This is a genomic window from Aquimarina agarilytica ZC1 (genome assembly GCF_000255455.1).
GTDB lineage: Bacteria > Bacteroidota > Bacteroidia > Flavobacteriales > Flavobacteriaceae > Aquimarina > Aquimarina agarilytica.
This window is the reverse complement of sequence record NZ_JH621271.1, coordinates 9,274-27,484: the sequence shown is the minus strand read 5'-3', so window position 1 is coordinate 27,484 and position 18,211 is coordinate 9,274. Positions and strand designations below refer to the sequence as shown.

Below are 18,211 nucleotides of genomic sequence, written 5' to 3'. Positions count from 1 at the left end.
AGTACTAGTTTAAAGGGGTAAATTTAATTAGAATTAGGTAATTCTGTGGTGTTGATTTGTGTAATTTTAGCTTGTTTTTTACAATTTTGAACAGTAAGTTCCACGGATTTATTTTTTACAATCCCATGAACACTGTATATATTGCATGAATCGAGTTTGGTGTTGCTTTTTGAAAAATCGACGCTACCCGAATTAAGAATTGTAGAAATTACAGCAGTATCAAGTTGAGCTTTTTGTAATTGCAGTAAGCTTTCGGTGGTATAAAGGCGTTCCTTAATGCGAATATTTTTTAAAACACGAGCGGTTGGGCTATAATCACAAGATGTTTTTTTTCCTGCTAAAAAAAAAAATAAAAAAAAGATACCAATTACTAAACCACCACTAAAATAGCCTAAACGTTGTCCGAATGTCATAAATATTTATCTAAAAAACCAATAAATTAATATCGCGGTAACTTAGGTCAAACCACTCTGCTACCGCTTTGTTGGTGAGTACTCCATGGTATGAATAAATGCCATTTTTAAGACCTTTATCATTACGAATGGCGTGTTCTAATCCCCCAACTTCTCCAATATTCAGCAAATATGGGCTAAAAATATTACTTATGGAAACAGAAGATGTTTTTGCGTATCGCGAAGGAATATTAGGAACACAATAATGAATGACTCCATTACGTGTATATGTGGGTTTTTCGTGCGAAGTAATTTCTGAAGTTTCAAAACAGCCTCCCATATCAATACTGACATCAATAACAACGGCTCCTTTTTTCATATGACATGTCATTTGCTCAGAAACAATAATAGGAGATCTATCCTTGCCTCGGACAGCTCCAATGACTACATCACAACGTTTTAATGCTTTTAAAAGGTGCTTGTGTTGTATGGTAGAAGTGTGAATAGGTCTTCCAATATTGTTTTGGATAGATCGTAATTTATTTATAGAACTATCAAATACTTTGATATTGGCTCCTAAACCAAATGCAGCACGAGCAGCAAACTCACCCACAGTTCCGGCACCAAGAATCACCACTTCAATAGGAGGGACACCTGTGATATTTCCCATCATTAAACCACTTCCATCATTTACATTACTCATAATTTCAGAGGCAATTAATATAGAAGCTGTACCAGCAATTTCGCTCAATGAGCGGATAGCAGGATAAGAACCATCGTCATCTTTAATAAATTCAAAAGCTAAGGCCGTGATTTTCTTTTTTTCAATGGTTTGAAAATATTCCCGGTCTAATGTTTTTAGTTGTAAAGCAGAAAATAAAACTGCTTGAGGTTTAATTAATTTAAGCTCTTTTAATGATGGTGGTTCTACCTTTAAAATAATAGGGCAGCTAAAAACTTTTGCCGTATCCTGTGTTATAATGGCACCAGCTTCGCTGTATTCTTTATCTTCAAAACTTGCTTGTTTCCCAGCTCCCGCTTCCATTAAAATTTTATGGCCATTGGATACTAATGCATTTACAGCATCTGGAGTAAGGCAAACTCGGTTTTCTAAAACCTGACTTTCTTTTGGTATTCCAATAAATAAATCACCTTTGCGATTTTCAATTTCTAATTTTTCTTCTTGTGGAATAAGTTCATGACTAGAAAAAGGGGTAATTGAAGATTCCATGCAATTTTTGAGTTTTACTATGTTTAAAAATACAACTATTATTTATACAATTAAAAGTGCATCAAATAATTAAAGAAAGTTTTTGACTTTGTATACTAGTTTTTAGAATTGATGAGTTAAATTAATTAGTATAAAAAGGCATTTTAACCACCTTTGCAGGAATACGTTTTTTTCGGATTTGTATAAAAATTTCAGTATTTATTTTAGAAAATTCTGTGGAAACATACCCCATTCCTATAGCTTTTTCTAAGCTAGGAGACATGGTTCCCGAAGTTACTTTGCCTATAATTTCACCAGTAGCATTAAGAATATCATAACCTTGTCTAGGAATACCACGATCTGTGAGTTTAAAGCCGATTAATTTTTTTGAAGCGCCATGTTGTTTTTGTTGTTTTAAATAGGTGTCATTTATAAAGCTTTTCTCAAATTTTGTAATCCAGCTAAGACCAGCTTCAATAGGTGAAGTTTCATCATTAATGTCATTTCCGTAAAGACAGTAGCCCATTTCGAGCCTTAAGGTGTCACGTGCAGCTAAACCTACAGGTTCTATATTGAAATTAGCTCCTGCTTTAAAAATAGCCTCCCAGATTTGTTCCACCTCATTATTTTTACAATAAATTTCAAAACCACCACTACCGGTATATCCTGTTGCAGAAATAATTACGTGATCAATGCCTGCAAAATCGCCTACTTCAAAATGATAATATTTTATAGCGGATAAATCAATTTTAGTTAAGGCTTGCATGGCTTGAATTGCTTTAGGCCCTTGTATTGCAAGTAAAGAATAACCTTCAGAAATATTTCGTAAATCAGCATTTTCGGTATTATGCTTACTAATCCAATTGAAATCCTTTTCAATATTAGCAGCATTTACCACTAATAAATAGGTGTTTTCTTTAATTCGATATACTAATAAGTCATCAATGATCCCTCCCGAATCATTAGGCATACAGCTATATTGAGCTTGCCCTATGGTAAGTTTTTCAACATTGTTACTAGTAATTTTTTGAAGTAAAGTTAGTGCTTTAGGTCCCGAAACTAAGAACTCTCCCATATGAGAAACGTCAAATACACCTACATGTTCACGAACAACTTGATGTTCATGATTAACACCTTTATAGGAAACAGGCATATTGTAGCCAGCAAATGGAACCATTTTGGCACCAAGTGAAATGTGTTTTTGAGTAAGTTGCGTGTTTTTCATAGTATAGATTAAATCTGTTTTAAACTCTTATTCAAACCTGAATTATGTATTGAAACTTCGGTATTGGCCTGTGATATATAAAATACAGTTTATATTGGTATTTGTAGTAGGTTACAGATGATATAGATTTTTCTAATACATAATTTGGGTTAAACGTAATAAGGCCAAATTATGGTAAAACAAATTTAATTTATTTCTGCTGTTATTTGGAAATAAAAAAGCCCGCTAAGCGGGCTTTTAATAACAATTAAATTAATGGATGACTAATTTGACGCCATCATAGAAAAGAATTTACCTAAGTTAGGTAATATCACAATTCTTGTTCTTCTGTTTTTTGCTCTATTTTCCTTAGTGGTATTATCGGTTAATGGCATGTAGCTACTACGACCAGATGCAATTAATTGTTCTGGAGCAACATCATATTTGTTTTGTAACAAACGAATAATAGAAGTAGCACGCTTCACACTTAAATCCCAATTGTCTTCTAAAACATCTGTTCTAATAGTTCTTGAATCAGTATGACCTTCAATCATTACATCCATACTTGGCTCAGATTTAATTACATTAGCCAATTTTTCCAATAAAGGATAAGCTTTACTATTTACTCTAAAGCTACCAGAGTTAAATAAAAGCTTGTCAGAAACAGTAATCATTACTACAGTTTCATCAACTTTAATATCTACATCATCATTTGTATCTAAACCTTCAACAGAATTAGATAAGTTATGACTCACAGCTAAGCTCATTGAATCTTTTAAAGTTTTAGCCTCAGCTACTTCACTAGGATCCATTTTAGCTAGTGTATTGTTCATGTTAGATATGTCAGCTTTAGACACAACCATATCTCCTGCAGGAAGAATACTTAATTTGTTAGCGTTTTCATTGCTTAAAGTAGTATTAGCATCAGTTAATGAAGCAATTTTATCATTATATGCGCTAACTTTAGCTTCTATCTGTGCAAACTTGCTCTCAAGTTGCTCTTTTTCAAAAGTGGTCTTAGTTAAGCTGTTTTGAGTTCTTAAATAGTTTTCCTCCATAGCTACGAATTTCTTTTTCGAAACACATGAACTTGCGCCCACAACTATTAATAGACCTAATAAGATTTGATTTTTCATTTAAATTATGTTTGTGTTATTTCTTTTTGTAAAACACACAATGATACATTGTTATTGCTATGTTTTTATAATTATTTTGTATTACTTTTCTTACATTAAAGTAAGCTGTATCTCTTTGAATTCAACGCTTTGTTGAAATTAGAGAACAGCGAGAGATGAATTTCATCGAAATATTGTAAGATCAATTATTCTATTATGTGGATTTTTAGTACGAAAAGTGTGAAAAAGTTTTGTTGAGAACTATCAATTTAGAGTAGCTTTGTTATATGAAAACAGTATATTTAGACAATGCAGCGACCACACCAATGCGTCCCGAAGTTATAGATAGGATGTATACAAGTATGCAGCAAATTTATGCGAATCCTTCAGCAACTTATGGGATAGGAAGAACTTCAAAAGCAAACTTAGAAGCTGCCCGAAAAAAAATTGCTAGTTTGGTTCATGCAGATGCTTCGGAAATTATTTTTACAAGTGGAGGCACAGAGGCTAATAATCTTATTATAAACAGTGCCGTACGCGATTTAGGAGTAACACATATTATAACTTCTAAAATTGAACATCATGCTGTTCTAAAAGCAGTTAAAGCTTTGGAAATAGCATATCCAATAAAAGTATCCTATGTTTCACTTCTTCCGGAAGGTGATATTGATATTGATAGTTTAACGACTATTTTAGCTAACAGTAAAGATAAAATACTGGTTTCCTTAATGCATATTAATAATGAAATTGGTAGTATATTAGATGTAAACGTGGTTGGAGAATTGTGTGTAAAATACAATGCTTTATTCCATACCGATATGGTACAGTCAATTGGACATTATAAGATTGATTTTTTAAATACTCCTATTAATTTTGCTACAGCAAGTGCACATAAGTTTTATGGTCCTAAGGGTATTGGTTTTGCAGTGATACAAAAAAACTCGGGTATTAAAGCTTTGCAATATGGTGGAGAGCAGGAGCGAGGAATACGTGCTGGGACTGAGTCTATACATCAAATAGAAGGTATGGCTGTAGCCTTAGAGTTAGCTTGTACTCATATGGAAATTGAAACTAAGGCTATTTTGAAAATTAAACAATATGCCATTGCTCAACTCAACAATAAATTTAAAGCGATTGGGTTTAATGCTAATTCCGATAAATTATATAGGAATTATAATTTATTAAATGTATGTCTACCTATTTCACATGAAAAGGCATCAACTACCTTATTTAAACTTGATATGCTAGGTGTTTGTTGTTCACGTGGTAGCGCCTGTCAAAGTGGGAGTAATAAACCATCTCACGTTTTGGCAGAAATTTTATCAGAGGATCAGTTAACACAAACCTCATTAAGGTTTTCTTTTTCAATATATACATCAACAAATGATATAGATACACTTGTTGATGCTTTAGATACTATTTTAACAAAGTAAGTGTAATCCGAGTAAATTAGTAACACCAATGACCAATAAAGTCAAACCGATAGCGACTTTAAAAGGAAGTAGTGCATTGGAAGCTTTAACTAATAATGAACCAATGGCAGGAGCTTTACCCACAATGTCCATGAGTAAAAGTAAGCCACCTGCTATGGCTATAATGTCATAAATTAAACAACCAGGTTGTATAATATGAATTATTCCTAAGGCGAGTAATACACCACCAATAGCTGTGTTATAGGGTATTAAAAAATTACCTGCTTTTTTAAAGTAATCTTTGTCACCATCCCATTTGTCTAAAGTAGCCATGGCAAGTAAGATACCACTTGCAATACATGCAATATTAAAAATCATAGTTATCGTTATTTGATCATTTAAAAATAACTAAATTTTTGTGTAAAATCATGTTTTAGAAAGCTCTTTTCCAAAAATGCGTTCCAATGAATTATACAAACGCCTTTCTAATTTATGAAATTCACCATCACTTAAAAACATATCTTTCACATCTAAGAGTAGTTTTTTAGCAGCTTCTTTATTAATGTTATGCTTTTTTACGTAACGTCTTATTTTATTGATGCTAACATCATCAGTATCTTTTTCAATTTCTTCGTGTAGTTTTTTAAATTTTTGTTCTCCTACTTTTTTTATAGCAAGTCTGCGTTCCGTTTCAACTTGTAAGTGATCCGCAAAAGTGCAATAGATGAACAAATAAGCTTTAAAATCTATAAATTCCCATGTATCTAGTCCCATGATTCAATGTGTTTGTTTACTTGAAGTTACAAAATAAATGTAATTAGCTGATAGTCAATTTATTAAAATCGTTATAAGTGTTTCTTTGTTCGACAAACGGTTAATTGTTAGGTTGTCAAGGAAAGTTAACATGCTAAAATTTTGTTATACATAGGTGATATACTACAATAACACAAGGTATTTAAATACATAGATTTGTATTTTAACCCGTAATATGCAGTGGAACTTAGTTGTAAATATTGAATGCTCGATAAAATCAAATGCTTTCTTAATTTTAGCATAGCTATGCTAAAATTAAAAAGTGAACTCAAGCGTTTGATTTAGTTATGGATTTAAATGCTTAAGTTGAATTTCCACGTAGATTTTGAGTTTTAAATACAATGCTATTTACTTAATTCAGCATGAAAAAATTGTAAATTAGGAGGCAGTTAAAATAATTTATAATAGGTTTCGAATTCCATTGTTTTGGATAAAAAAATAGAATAATACATTATGTCCTTTAAAAAATCAGATGAACTAAAAATACAATCTCCTAAAAAAGTTGCTGTAGGTTTTCCTGCTATAGCATCTGTAGGTTTTCGTATTTGGGAAGAAACCTATGTTGGGAGAGGAGTAAAAACCATGTTTAAGTTAAATCAGGTAAAAGGATATGATTGCCCAAGTTGTGCCTGGCCAGATCCAGACCCAAGTGAGCGATCTTCCATAGCAGAATATTGTGAGAATGGAGCTAAAGCAGTAGCATGGGAGGCATCAAAAGAGACTATTGGAGCTGAATTTTTTTCAAGGTATACAATTAATAAGCTTTTATCTAAATCAAATTACTGGTTAGAAAAGCAAGGTCGTTTGAGTACACCTATGTATTTGCCACAAGGAGCAACAAATTACGAGCCTGTAAGTTGGGAAAAAGCTTTTACGATTGCTGCCGAGCAATTAAATAAATTACAGGACCCTAATGAGGCTATTTTTTACACATCGGGTAGGGCAAGTAATGAGGCTGCATTTTGTTATCAATTATTTGTGCGTCAATTTGGAACTAATAATTTACCTGATTGTTCGAATATGTGTCATGAGGCTACTGGTGTGGCACTTACTGAGACCACAGGAATAGGAAAGGCTTCTGTAAAGCTTGATGATATTGCCCAAACCGATTTGTTATTAATTTTTGGTCAAAACCCGGGAACGAATGCTCCAAGAATGTTAACAGAACTACAGAAGTTAAAACAAAATGGAGGAAAAATAATCGCTGTAAACCCAATGCCCGAAACTGGTTTTATGGGATTCAAACATCCGCAAAAACCATGGGAGTGGGTTGGTGACGGAACGCCATTACAAGACTTATACCTTCAAGTGAAAATAAATGGTGATTTGGCTTTGGTAAAAGCTATTTTGATGCTACTACACCAGGCTCAAAAGTTAGATTCATCTGTTTTTGATACCGATTTTATAGAAAAACATGCGGTGGGTTATCATGAATTTATAGATCAGTTGGATCAAGAAAATTTTGATGATTTAGTAGTACAAAGTGGTGTTTCAGCGGTAGAAATTGAAAAAGCTGCTGAGTATGTAATGAATGCCAAAAAAATTATTATTGCTTGGGCTATGGGAATTACCCAGCATACGAATGGTGAGGATACGATTCGCGAATTTGTGAATTTATTATTATTAAAAGGATCTATAGCTAAACCTGGAGCTGGAACATTACCAGTTCGTGGTCATAGTAATGTTCAAGGTGATCGGACTATGGGGATTTGGGAAAAAGCTCCCGAGTCTTTTTTAGCAAACTTAGAAAAAGCTTTTGCTTTTAAAGCCCCTAGGGAGCATGGTGTAACCGCAGTTGAGGCTATTGAAGCCTTAGTGGCCAAAAAAGCAAAAGTATTTATCGGTTTAGGAGGTAATTTTGTGCATGCAGCTCCTGATACTGATGTGGTTGAAAAAGCGATGAATGATGCTGATTTTACTTTACATATAGCCACAAAATTGAATCGAAGTCATGTGGTTCATGGAAAATCTGCATTAATTTTACCATGTTTGGGAAGAACAGAAATTGATGAAACTAGTAAAGGGAAACAGTTTATTACCACCGAAGACACTGCAGGACGCGTACGCATGTCAATGGGAGATTTAACTCCTGTTGCTCCAAACTTAAAAAGTGAGGTAGCTATAGTTTGCGGATTGGCAGCCGCTACATTAGGGAATAAGTCTAGTGTGGAATGGAATCATTTTTCAATAGATTATAGTTTAGTTCGAAATAAGATTAGTGAAGTCATACCTGGCTTTGATCATTTTAATGAAAAAGTAAAACGTGCAGGAGGGTTCTTTTTACCTAATCCTGCACGTGATGGTCGTTTTATAGGAAATACCGAAAAGGCAAAATTCTCCGTGACAGTTCCTGCCAATAAGCAAATTGCCAAAGGACGTTTTATTTTAATGACTATGCGAAGCCATGATCAATTTAATACCACCGTTTATGGCTTTGATGATCGTTACCGAGGAATTTCTGGCGATAGGGAAGTGGTATTAATGAACAAAGAGGATATAAAGAATAATGGTTTTGAAAGTGAAGAAAAAGTCAATATTACAAGTTATTTTGATGGTAAAGAACGTTATTTAAACGGTTTTAAAATAGTACCATATCCTATTACAAAAGGATGTTTAGCTGTATATTTTCCTGAAGGGAATGTATTAATTGCTTTAGAAAATAAAGCGAATGAAAGTCAATGTCCAGCATCAAAATTTGTTGAGGTTAGTATAAAAAAGCAAACTAGCATACTATGAAAAGAAAGTTGATCACCTCTGGCTCATCGTTTGAAGAAGAGATAGGTTATTCTAGAGCTGTAGTTCAAGGGGATTGGGTGTTTGTATCCGGTACCACAGGTTTTGATTACAACAATATGTCTATATCAGATGATATTGTTGTACAAACGGATCAATGTTTTAAGAATATCATTTCGGCCTTAGATGTGGCCGATGCATCACTTAAAGATGTAGTGCGAGTGACCTATATTTTACCAAAGGCAAACGAATTTAAATTATGTTGGCCAGTCTTAAAAAAATATTTTGGTAAAATAAAGCCAGCAGCAACAATGCTTTCAGCTGGATTAGCAGATGATAGAATGAAAATTGAAATTCAAGTTACTGCTTTAAAAAGTTAGTAAATCGTATTAAATATGGAACATGCAGTAAAGCGCTTGATTTTGCAGAGATTTCAATACGGAATAGATTTTTTAGTGCATAATCAGGGTTAAATAAACTACTTGAATATAAAAATGACAAAAGACCATTGATAGTCAGTATCAATGGTCTTTTGTAGATCATAATAGGATAACTATAATCAATAATAAATGTTAAACAATTGATTATTAGAAATCCTTTTGGAATTCAATTTCCTAAGGATTAAAGTACTTTAACGTTTATAGCGTTTAAACCTTTTTTACCTTCTTTTAATTCGAATTCAACTTCGTCACCTTCTCTAACTTCATCAATTAGTCCAGAAATATGAACGAAATAATCTTGATTTGTTTCACTGTCAATAACAAATCCAAAACCCTTAGATTCGTTAAAAAACTTAATAGTACCTTTTTTCATTTAAAATAATAATAATTGTTTGAAACAAAAGTAATCTTTATTTGGAATTAGCTACTATGTTTTCAAAGATTTAAACTGATTTTTAGGAAGTTTTTATAAAAAATATTCAAACTTTGTATTTATTTAAATTTTATTAACCTTAATTTAAAGTTTGGACAATGTTATTTATTTTGTCCATTCAATTTTTGGCTTATTATTGGCTATTAAATAGTTGTTACATTGGCTAAAGTGTTTGTTACCAAACCATAATCCTCGATTGGCACTTAATGGTGAAGGGTGACCACTTTCTAAAACTAAATGTTTGCTGGTATCTACTTTAGCTCCTTTCTTTTTTGCATAGCCTCCCCATAGCATAAAAACAACCCCTTCTTTTTGAGTAGAGATATTATTTATAATAGCATCGGTAAATTGTTCCCAACCCTTTTTTTGATGTGACCCAGCTTTATGTACTTGAACCGAAAGTGTCGCATTCAATAAAAGAACACCTTGTTTTGCCCAATGCATTAAATTACCATGAGCAGGGGTGGTAGTGGTTAAATCCTTTTGAATTTCTTTATAAATGTTTTGTAGTGATGCAGGTATAGGCATTCCAGAATTGACAGAAAAACACAGGCCATTAGCCAAATGTGGTTTATGGTAAGGATCTTGTCCTATAATAACCACTTTAATGTCATTAAAGCTACAATTGTTTAATGCCGCAAAAATACGCTCTTTTGGGGGGAAGCATTGGTGTTTACTATATTGCTCATCAACAAATAGAGACAAATCTTTAAAATAGGGTTTATCAATTTCATTTTTTAAAATACTAGTCCATTCGGGGTTGAGTGCTGCAATCATAAGCTCAATAAGGTAACAATAATTTTACACGACAAAGCTAAATAATATAATTTCTGCAAAAGCAAATAAATTAGAATAGTTAATAAGCCTATAGATATTCTTAATAACTTTTAATGTAAGGTTTCTGTTAAACTTGCTACTTTTACATTCTAAAAAAGGAATACAATGTCAGATAATATAGAAAGAGTAAAATGTTTGATTATAGGTTCAGGACCTGCGGGTTATACGGCAGCAATTTATGCTTCTAGAGCAGATTTGAATCCAGTTTTGTATACAGGAATGGAACCAGGAGGACAATTAACCACTACTACAGAGGTGGATAACTTTCCTGGATATCCAGAAGGTATTGATGGACCAACAATGATGGTGCAATTGCAAAAGCAAGCAGAACGCTTTGGTACCGAAGTACGTATAGGAATGGTTACTTCGGTTGAATTATCAGATACTCCGGGTGGTATACACAAAGCTACAGTGGATAATAATAAAGTAATTGAAGCCGAAACTGTAATTATTTCAACAGGTGCTACGGCTAAATATTTAGGTATCGAAAGTGAACAACGATTACGTGGAGGTGGAGTTTCAGCTTGTGCCGTATGTGATGGTTTCTTTTATAAAGGACAAGATGTAGCTATAGTTGGAGCTGGAGATACAGCTGCGGAAGAGGCAACCTATTTGGCAAATATTTGTAAAAATGTAACCATGTTAGTACGTAAGGATTATATGCGTGCATCAAAAGCAATGCAACATAGAGTTGAAAATACCGAAAATATAAAAGTACTTTACAACACCGAGGTTGATGAGGTATTAGGTGATCAAGTGGTAGAAGGATTGCGTATGAAGAATAACCAAACAGGTGATACTTCGGAAATTGAAATTACTGGTTTATTTGTGGCTATTGGTCATAAACCAAATACGGATATTTTTAAAGGCCAGTTGGATATGGATGATACGGGCTATTTACATACAAAAGCAGGGACTACATTTACAAACAAGCCAGGTGTTTTTGCAGCAGGTGATGTACAGGATAAAGATTACCGTCAGGCAATTACAGCTGCAGGTACAGGTTGTATGGCAGCAATGGATGCCGAGCGCTATTTAGCCGAAGTTGGTAGTGTAGAGTCAGTTCAAACTGCACAATATTAGTAGTAAGAGTCACATTTACACAAAATAACAAAACAAAAGCTATCTAAAATTTTAGGTAGCTTTTGTTTTTTATTAATTTCAATATTCAATTTGGAGTATGCGTAAACAGAATACGATAGCCATAAATGCAGATTTAGGTGAAGGCATGGAAAATGATGTTCAATTAATTCCTTACCTAAGCTATGCAAATATTGCTTGTGGCGGTCATGCCGGAAGTGAAACAGTCATAGAACAAACTATTTTATTGGCTAATCAACATAAAGTGAGGGTAGGGGCACATCCTTCATATCCGGATATTGAAAATTTTGGACGTAAGTCTATGGCTATCTCTCAATCGGCACTTGAATTATCATTATTAAATCAAATTAAATTGTTTGAAGAAATTGCGATCCAATTGAAGGTATCTATGCATCATATAAAGCTTCACGGAGCTTTGTATAATGATGTGTTTAGATCAGCAAAAAAGACACAATGGTTTTTAAATTGGAGTGCAACACATTTTAAAAATTCAACCCTTTTTATTCCGTGTGGGGCAAAACAATTTATGCCTAAAAATTATCCTAATATTATTTATGAAGCCTTTGCGGATCGTAATTATAATGCCGATTTAAGTTTGGTATCCAGAAATGAAATAAATGCGATACTACAAACGCCAGAAGTAGTTGTTAAGCATGTCCAGCAAATGTTACTAGAGCATACAGTCACTTCCGTAGAAGGAAAAAAAGTAGCGATGAAGCCAGATACATTTTGTTTACATGGTGATCACCCGAATGTACTACCAATTGCTAAAAGTATCTATAATTTAAGCGTTGAATAGTGCATACAAAGTTGAAATATCAAATTTATGGAAGTCAGGCAATATTAATTACTTGGGAATCACGTATTGATCATACTATTTTGAATGACATACTTTTAGTAAAAGAAATCATTTTAACTCAGCATTCCGACGAAATTCAAGATTGTACCAATGGATACAATTCGCTACTAATTGTTTACAAGCGCGAAGTTTCAAATCAGCAACTTACATCTTTGGCGCATTTATGCAATTCGCGAAAGCAAAATAAAAAAAGCATGGGGAGTATAACATGGGAGATTCCTGTTTGTTATCATATTTCCATGGGAATGGATTTAAATGAGTTTGCCAATTTAAAAGATCTAAAAACAGCTCAGGTGATTGAAATGCATTCGGCACCAGTGTATACTGTATATTGTAAAGGTTTTTTACCAGGTTTTATGTATTTAGGGGGCTTAAATGAACGTTTGTATTGTGATCGAAAAGCAGTACCCTTATTACAAGTTCCTAAAAATTCTGTGGCAATAGGAGGTAAGCAAACAGGTATTTATCCAATACAAAGTCCAGGAGGTTGGCACATTATAGGAAAAACTCCGGTTAATTTATTTGATATGTCTAAAAAAGAGCCTTCAAAAATTAAAACAGGAGATCGTATAAAGTTTAAAGTTATTTCGTTAACAACATATATCGAAATGGATTTGCTTACAGACAAAACTAAACTTATCAAAAAAATTGACTGATCTATACGGGTACATACAAGTCATGCAACCGGGACTCTCGACAAGTATTCAGGATAATGGTCGACTGGGCTATTTGTCAGAAGGGATTCCTATAACGGGTTATATGGATCGCCTTTCGGCAGAAAAAGCCAATCTATTAGTTGGAAATACTACGGGTGAAGCCCTTATTGAATGGGCCGTATTACCACCAAAATTGAAATTTTTAGCACCAACTCATATTGCCTGTACAGGAGCTGCGGTAGCTATTTTTATCAATGCTACTAAGGTAGCTAATGGAGGGTGTATTTATATACCTGCTAATGCTATACTAAGCTTAAAACCTATGCAACAAGGGATTTATGGGTATATAGCTATAAAAGGCGGTGTACAGACTCCAAAGATATTGGCAAGTCGTTCATGGTTTGCAGGAATTACCAGTGAAGCTGTTTTTAAAAAAGGAATGCAAATCCCTTATGTACCTTCTGATCAAAAATACGAGCATCATTGTAAGTTAACTTCAGCAGTACCAAACAAGGTTTCCATATTGGAAGTATATATAGGGCCAGAATATGATTTGTTGACCAAGGAACAACAAGCTAAATTAATTTCACAAAAGTTTAGTGTAAGCCCACTTAGAGACCGAATGGGAATACAATTATCACAAACTTTTGAAGCGCATGAAAGATCTATTTTATCATCACCAACATTACCAGGAACATTGCAATGGATACCAAGTGGAAAATTAATTGTATTGATGCGTAATGCACAAACTATTGGGGGATACCCAAGAATTGTACAATTAACAGAAAAGTCCATTTCTGCTATTGCTCAAATGCCGCATGATGTTTTATTTAATTTTAAAGTGGTATAAACAGCAATTATAAGCAGTTGCTTTTTAAGATGCCTCTATTTAAATAGGATGCTTAACTTATCTAAAATAAGGAGTTCTTGTTTATTAATACCCGAGAATGAATCAGCAATTTCATCGGCTGTTTCGGTAATTATCTGTTTAATTTTAGGAGTAAATATAGATTTGTTGTGTTTGTAATAATCTTCAAAATTTTGAAAACATTCATTAGAGGTAGTATAGCCATCTTTTAACCAGCTAAAAACAATTTCTATTTGAAAAGCGGTATTATCTCCAAAAGCATTTTTTGTATTCTCAATAGTGATCCATGTATTTTTAACATGTTTTTCTAAGGCTTTAATTTCAACTTCTCTTACTTTTTTATCGGCTATTGCAACAGCATAAAAAAGTCTTCCCATATTTTGATAAAAAAGTGAATTCATTTTATTTCTGTTTTTGTGGAACATATACAAAATTAAAACAAATTAAGTTTAGTTGTTTGATATTTATTTAATTATGATTTTTTAAAATAGACTTTAGCGATTGAATTATAATTTAAAAGTGTTACAAAACTGCTATTTTACATGATCTTGAAAATTGTGATTATTTTAAAAAATAATTTTTAATGTAGCAAGCCATCGAGGATATAAAAGCTTAGAATAAGTATAGTGTTGTTCCCGAAAATATTTCGATACTTAAGTCTTTTTACTTTAACGTTATAATACTAAATTCGGAGCTCATCAAATACAATAAATAAACCAACGAATGAACATTAATTTTACGCTAAGTATTCTAATAACACTAATTACTTTTTCCAGCTATGGCCAAAAAAAAGAAAACAATAAGGCAAACGATTTATGGGAAGGAAAGCATCAACTTTTATTGTTGAATTTTGAGGATGATACTGAATATAAGTCCATAGAAGCAGTAGGAGGAGCAACGACTAATGTGATTGCAAAGCAAGGCGTTACTTTGGGTAAAAAAGCATTAGAAATTAATGTAAGTAAAAGAGAAGAAAAAAGTGGTGTAGTAATTAAGTTAACAAAACCAGTAAGTACTAATCAATTTGAAAATTACAGTTTAGTTTTTGATGTAACGAATGCTACAAAAGAATATTCGACACAAATTTTTACAACGCTAAAAGGAGGAGGTACCGAAGTGAGAAAATCGGCAGCCATAGCTAGTGGAGCAACCGAGACTTGTTTTTTTGAATTAGCAGGAAAGTATATAAAGAAGGATATTGGTTTTAAGGATGATCCCTCACCATGGAAAACCGAGGCAATCCATATGAAATATTTAGGAGGGAAACATCCTTTTGAAATTTCGGAAATCGAAGAAATTCATTTTACTGTTTTACATCCAGTTGTCAATAAAACTATTATTATTGATAATGTACGTATAGTAGAAAACCCAGCAATACCAGAAGATTATTTAACGCATATAATAGATAAATACGGTCAGCCGGCAAAAGCAACATACGAATATAAAATTCATTCGGACGAAGCTTTAAAAAAACTAGCTGAAAAAGAATTAAGTGACCTTGCTAAGGAAGGACCAATGAAAGGTCGAAGTAAGTTTGGGGGTTGGCTCAATGGACCAAAACAAAAAGGGACAGGTTATTTTAGAGTAGCTAAAATAGATGGCAAATACACATTAGTTGATCCCGAAGGTTATTTGTTTTTTTCTACAGGTATAGCTAATGTTAGAATGTCAAACACTACAACCTTTACGGGAAGAGATTTTAAAAACGATGAGGTAAGAAAAGATGAAATAAATGGAGTAACACCCGAGGATTCAAAAGGGATGATTGCTTTGAAGGAGTCAATAACCAGTACATCATTTGTAGCACATTCCGAGCGATATCATATGTTTAAGGATTTACCAGCATACGATAGTCCGTTAGCAAATCATTACAGTTATAGAAAAGAACATTATTTGAGTCCTTTTAAACAAGGAGAAACCTTTAGTCATTACCAAGCCAATTTAGAACGTAAGTATGGCGAAGAAACTCCCGGAGCTCATTTATCAAAATGGGAAGATGTTACTTTAGATCGATTTTTAAATTGGGGATTTACTTCATTTGGAAATTGGACAGGCGTTGAATTTTATCATAAAAATAGAATGCCTTATTTTGCTAATGGCTGGATAATTGGAGATTTTAAAACTGTTCCTTCGGGATATTGGGGTGGAGTAGTACCGGATGTTTTTGATGCAGAATTTGAAAAACGAGCCGCTATTACCGTTAAAAACATTGCGGATGAGGTTAAAGATAATCCATGGTGTATTGGTGTATTTATTGATAATGAAAAAACTTGGGGGTTACCAGGTTCATTAAAAGGGCAATATGGTATTGTATTGGAAGCCTTGAAATTGAAAGCAGCGGAAAGTCCAACCAAGCAAGAATTTACCGCAAAGCTTAAGAAAAAATACAAAACAATAACAGCATTAAATACCGCATGGGATACAGCTATTGAAAGTTGGACAGCTTTTGATGCGGGGGTAGATTTAAAACAGCAAGAAGAGTTTAATAAAACAATAGAAAAAGATTTTTCGGAATTACTTGAATTTTTTGCTAGTAGGTATTTTGAAATAACAGAAAAAGCCTTAAAAAAATATATGCCTAATCATTTATATATGGGGTGTAGATTTGCGGCTTGGGGGATGAATCAAGAAGTGGTAAGAGCAGCCAAAAAACATGTGGATGTGATTAGTTATAATTATTATGAAGAAGCTCTTGGAAGTAAGCATTGGGACTTTTTAGATAGTATTGATATGCCAAGTATTATTGGGGAGTTTCATTCGGGAGTAGTTGGGCCAGATACATTTAATGCAGGTTTGGTAATGGCTTCAAGTTTAAAGGATAGAGCCAGAATGTATACCAAGTATATGGAAACAGTTATAGATAATAAATATTTTGTAGGAGCCCATTGGTTTCAATATATAGATTCCCCAGTTTCGGGTAGGGCCTATGATGGAGAAAATTATAATGTAGGTTTTGTTAGAAATACAGATGTTCCTTACTCCAATATGGTAAATGCCGCAAAAAAGCTCAATAAAAATTTATATCAACGAAGGTTTTTGAAAAAGTAATAGGATAGACAAGGTTAAATTTATACGCTCAAATTAAATGATAAAGCCAAATTCTCTAGTAAAAATAGGGGTTTTGGCTTTTTTTATAGCTTGATTATTCAAATTCAATACCATCAAATTTTGTTTGTAATAAATGATCTTTTTCCTTTTGCAAGAAGTGAAGAAAGGCTTGTGCTACGGCAGAAAATTTTTTTTCTTTTAGCCAAATAATATTCCAATTGGATTTTATAGGAAAACCTTTAACAGGGATAATTTGTAACCTTTTTTCTTTTAATTCATTTCGTATCCCTATCAATGGCATAATGGAATAGCCTAAGCCCGAAAGCACAGCTTGTTTCACTGCTTCATTGGAGGTAAGTTCCATTTTCTTTTTTACACTAATATTATTCTTATTAATGTATTTTTCCATGGTAAGTCGTGTACCAGAACCTTCTTCACGATAAATAATAGGCAATTCAGAAAGAATTGATTTAGGGTATTCTTTTTTGTCAAAAATTGTTTCCGTATTCCCAACCAAAAACAATTGATTTTTCATTAGTTGAATACTATTTATTTTTATTTTTTTTGGAAGTAAAGAAACCATTGAAAAATCTACTTGGTTTTTTTCAATACTATCAATTACTCTCGATTTGTTAGTGACATCTAATACCAATTCTACTTCGGGGTTTTGCTTTATAAAATCAGCAAGTAAATAAGGCATAATGTACTTGGCGGTAGATACAATAGATATTTTTAGCTTTCCAGATAATTTACCAGAGTAGGCTGTTGACTTATACTTGATTTGATTGACATGATTTATAATTACTTTGCCTGCTTCAACAATTTCGTTACCAAAATCAGTAATATAAATTTGACGACCTATAACCTCGGTTAATGGATGTGGAAATTGATCTTGAAATTTTTTTAATTGTATAGATACAGCTGGTTGGGTTAAGTGTAATTCTTCGGCAGCCTTAGTGATACTTAATTTTTCTGCAATTTTTAAAAATACTTGTAGTTGGTGAAGCGTGTAATGCATAAGTATTGTTTTTAAAGTGAACTAAAATTGTAAAAAAAGATCAATCAGCACAATAAGAAAACCAAGCGTCTG

18 protein-coding genes are annotated in these 18,211 nt (G+C 33.0%); 8 read left to right on the top strand and 10 right to left on the bottom strand.

What is annotated here, in order from left to right:
• Positions 1-23: 23 nt before the first annotated feature.
• The 4 genes from KQA_RS0213145 to KQA_RS0213130 all read right to left on the bottom strand — a co-directional run bounded on the left by KQA_RS0213145 (position 24) and on the right by KQA_RS0213130 (position 3,942).
• Complete coding sequence (locus tag KQA_RS0213145) at positions 24-413, bottom strand: hypothetical protein (protein WP_010181866.1); 390 nt, start codon at positions 411-413, stop codon at positions 24-26.
• Between the two features lie 10 nt (positions 414-423).
• The gene (locus KQA_RS0213140; protein WP_010181865.1) at positions 424-1,623 is read right to left on the bottom strand and encodes an alanine dehydrogenase; all 1,200 of its coding nucleotides are present in this window, start codon (positions 1,621-1,623) and stop codon (positions 424-426) included.
• Between the two features lie 121 nt (positions 1,624-1,744).
• A complete protein-coding gene (gene gcvT / locus KQA_RS0213135) occupies positions 1,745-2,827 on the bottom strand; it encodes a glycine cleavage system aminomethyltransferase GcvT (RefSeq protein WP_010181864.1) in 1,083 nt (360 codons plus the stop codon).
• 263 nt (positions 2,828-3,090) lie between these two features.
• Complete coding sequence (locus tag KQA_RS0213130) at positions 3,091-3,942, bottom strand: OmpA/MotB family protein (protein ID WP_010181863.1); 852 nt, start codon at positions 3,940-3,942, stop codon at positions 3,091-3,093.
• A 266-nt stretch (positions 3,943-4,208) separates the two neighbouring features.
• On the opposite strand from KQA_RS0213130, the gene KQA_RS0213125 reads away from it, so the two are divergent.
• Positions 4,209-5,354 (top strand): cysteine desulfurase family protein, encoded by a 1,146-nt coding sequence (locus KQA_RS0213125; protein ID WP_010181861.1) that lies wholly within the window; start codon positions 4,209-4,211, stop codon positions 5,352-5,354.
• On the opposite strand, the gene KQA_RS0213120 is transcribed toward KQA_RS0213125, so the two are convergent.
• Together KQA_RS0213120 and KQA_RS0213115 are read right to left on the bottom strand one after the other, a co-directional pair.
• Positions 5,343-5,711: a hypothetical protein gene (locus KQA_RS0213120; protein WP_010181860.1), complete on the bottom strand. Its 369-nt coding sequence runs from the start codon at positions 5,709-5,711 to the stop codon at positions 5,343-5,345. The genes KQA_RS0213125 and KQA_RS0213120 overlap by 12 nt on opposite strands.
• Before the next feature lie 48 nt (positions 5,712-5,759).
• Positions 5,760-6,107, bottom strand: a complete 348-nt coding sequence (locus KQA_RS0213115) for a hypothetical protein (protein ID WP_010181858.1) — start codon at positions 6,105-6,107, stop codon at positions 5,760-5,762.
• Between the two features lie 492 nt (positions 6,108-6,599).
• Here KQA_RS0213115 and KQA_RS0213110 point away from each other — a divergent pair, with 492 nt between their 5' ends.
• Both KQA_RS0213110 and KQA_RS0213105 read left to right on the top strand, forming a co-directional pair.
• Positions 6,600-8,882 (top strand): FdhF/YdeP family oxidoreductase, encoded by a 2,283-nt coding sequence (locus KQA_RS0213110; RefSeq protein WP_010181857.1) that lies wholly within the window; start codon positions 6,600-6,602, stop codon positions 8,880-8,882.
• Complete coding sequence (locus KQA_RS0213105) at positions 8,879-9,259, top strand: RidA family protein (RefSeq protein WP_010181856.1); 381 nt, start codon at positions 8,879-8,881, stop codon at positions 9,257-9,259. Before KQA_RS0213110 ends, KQA_RS0213105 begins: the two co-directional genes overlap by 4 nt.
• A gap of 241 nt (positions 9,260-9,500) precedes the next feature.
• Here the strand turns inward: KQA_RS0213105 and KQA_RS0213100 are convergent, their stop codons facing one another.
• Both KQA_RS0213100 and ung read right to left on the bottom strand, forming a co-directional pair.
• Positions 9,501-9,692 carry a cold-shock protein gene (locus KQA_RS0213100; RefSeq protein ID WP_010181854.1) on the bottom strand — a complete coding sequence of 64 codons (192 nt, stop codon included), beginning with the start codon at positions 9,690-9,692 and terminating at the stop codon, positions 9,501-9,503.
• 165 nt (positions 9,693-9,857) lie between these two features.
• Positions 9,858-10,529 (bottom strand): uracil-DNA glycosylase, encoded by a 672-nt coding sequence (ung, locus tag KQA_RS0213095; protein ID WP_010181853.1) that lies wholly within the window; start codon positions 10,527-10,529, stop codon positions 9,858-9,860.
• A gap of 165 nt (positions 10,530-10,694) precedes the next feature.
• On the opposite strand from ung, the gene trxB reads away from it, so the two are divergent.
• The 4 genes from trxB (at position 10,695) to KQA_RS0213075 (ending at position 14,055) form a co-directional block, all read left to right on the top strand.
• Positions 10,695-11,672 (top strand): thioredoxin-disulfide reductase, encoded by a 978-nt coding sequence (trxB, locus tag KQA_RS0213090; protein ID WP_010181851.1) that lies wholly within the window; start codon positions 10,695-10,697, stop codon positions 11,670-11,672.
• A 97-nt stretch (positions 11,673-11,769) separates the two neighbouring features.
• On the top strand, positions 11,770-12,489 hold the full coding sequence (locus KQA_RS0213085) for a LamB/YcsF family protein (RefSeq protein WP_010181850.1): 720 nt from the start codon (positions 11,770-11,772) through the stop codon (positions 12,487-12,489).
• An 11-nt stretch (positions 12,490-12,500) separates the two neighbouring features.
• A complete protein-coding gene (gene pxpB / locus KQA_RS0213080; RefSeq protein WP_010181849.1) occupies positions 12,501-13,205 on the top strand; it encodes a 5-oxoprolinase subunit PxpB in 705 nt (234 codons plus the stop codon).
• A complete protein-coding gene (locus tag KQA_RS0213075; protein ID WP_232285900.1) occupies positions 13,198-14,055 on the top strand; it encodes a 5-oxoprolinase subunit C family protein in 858 nt (285 codons plus the stop codon). Before pxpB ends, KQA_RS0213075 begins: the two co-directional genes overlap by 8 nt.
• Positions 14,056-14,090: 35 nt before the next feature.
• On the opposite strand, the gene KQA_RS0213070 is transcribed toward KQA_RS0213075, so the two are convergent.
• Complete coding sequence (locus tag KQA_RS0213070; RefSeq protein WP_010181847.1) at positions 14,091-14,474, bottom strand: hypothetical protein; 384 nt, start codon at positions 14,472-14,474, stop codon at positions 14,091-14,093.
• Between the two features lie 322 nt (positions 14,475-14,796).
• Here KQA_RS0213070 and KQA_RS0213065 point away from each other — a divergent pair, with 322 nt between their 5' ends.
• On the top strand, positions 14,797-17,121 hold the full coding sequence (locus KQA_RS0213065; protein WP_010181846.1) for a beta-galactosidase: 2,325 nt from the start codon (positions 14,797-14,799) through the stop codon (positions 17,119-17,121).
• 94 nt (positions 17,122-17,215) lie between these two features.
• On the opposite strand, the gene KQA_RS0213055 is transcribed toward KQA_RS0213065, so the two are convergent.
• Positions 17,216-18,139, bottom strand: a complete 924-nt coding sequence (locus KQA_RS0213055) for a LysR family transcriptional regulator (protein ID WP_010181845.1) — start codon at positions 18,137-18,139, stop codon at positions 17,216-17,218.
• Positions 18,140-18,211: the final 72 nt, after the last annotated feature.

What these genes read in the sequence shown, in the direction of transcription:
- KQA_RS0213100 (WP_010181854.1), bottom strand. Translation starts at nt 9,692, where the DNA reads ATGAAAAAAGGTACTATTAAGTTTTTTAACGAATCTAAGGGTTTTGGA.
- KQA_RS0213065 (WP_010181846.1), top strand. Translation starts at nt 14,797, where the DNA reads ATGAACATTAATTTTACGCTAAGTATTCTAATAACACTAATTACTTTT.
- KQA_RS0213105 (WP_010181856.1), top strand. Translation starts at nt 8,879, where the DNA reads ATGAAAAGAAAGTTGATCACCTCTGGCTCATCGTTTGAAGAAGAGATA.
- KQA_RS0213140 (WP_010181865.1), bottom strand. Translation starts at nt 1,623, where the DNA reads ATGGAATCTTCAATTACCCCTTTTTCTAGTCATGAACTTATTCCACAA.
- KQA_RS0213070 (WP_010181847.1), bottom strand. Translation starts at nt 14,474, where the DNA reads ATGAATTCACTTTTTTATCAAAATATGGGAAGACTTTTTTATGCTGTT.
- KQA_RS0213055 (WP_010181845.1), bottom strand. Translation starts at nt 18,139, where the DNA reads ATGCATTACACGCTTCACCAACTACAAGTATTTTTAAAAATTGCAGAA.
- KQA_RS0213130 (WP_010181863.1), bottom strand. Translation starts at nt 3,942, where the DNA reads ATGAAAAATCAAATCTTATTAGGTCTATTAATAGTTGTGGGCGCAAGT.
- KQA_RS0213115 (WP_010181858.1), bottom strand. Translation starts at nt 6,107, where the DNA reads ATGGGACTAGATACATGGGAATTTATAGATTTTAAAGCTTATTTGTTC.
- trxB (WP_010181851.1), top strand. Translation starts at nt 10,695, where the DNA reads ATGTCAGATAATATAGAAAGAGTAAAATGTTTGATTATAGGTTCAGGA.
- KQA_RS0213110 (WP_010181857.1), top strand. Translation starts at nt 6,600, where the DNA reads ATGTCCTTTAAAAAATCAGATGAACTAAAAATACAATCTCCTAAAAAA.
- gcvT (WP_010181864.1), bottom strand. Translation starts at nt 2,827, where the DNA reads ATGAAAAACACGCAACTTACTCAAAAACACATTTCACTTGGTGCCAAA.
- ung (WP_010181853.1), bottom strand. Translation starts at nt 10,529, where the DNA reads ATGATTGCAGCACTCAACCCCGAATGGACTAGTATTTTAAAAAATGAA.
- KQA_RS0213085 (WP_010181850.1), top strand. Translation starts at nt 11,770, where the DNA reads ATGCGTAAACAGAATACGATAGCCATAAATGCAGATTTAGGTGAAGGC.
- KQA_RS0213125 (WP_010181861.1), top strand. Translation starts at nt 4,209, where the DNA reads ATGAAAACAGTATATTTAGACAATGCAGCGACCACACCAATGCGTCCC.
- KQA_RS0213145 (WP_010181866.1), bottom strand. Translation starts at nt 413, where the DNA reads ATGACATTCGGACAACGTTTAGGCTATTTTAGTGGTGGTTTAGTAATT.
- KQA_RS0213120 (WP_010181860.1), bottom strand. Translation starts at nt 5,711, where the DNA reads ATGATTTTTAATATTGCATGTATTGCAAGTGGTATCTTACTTGCCATG.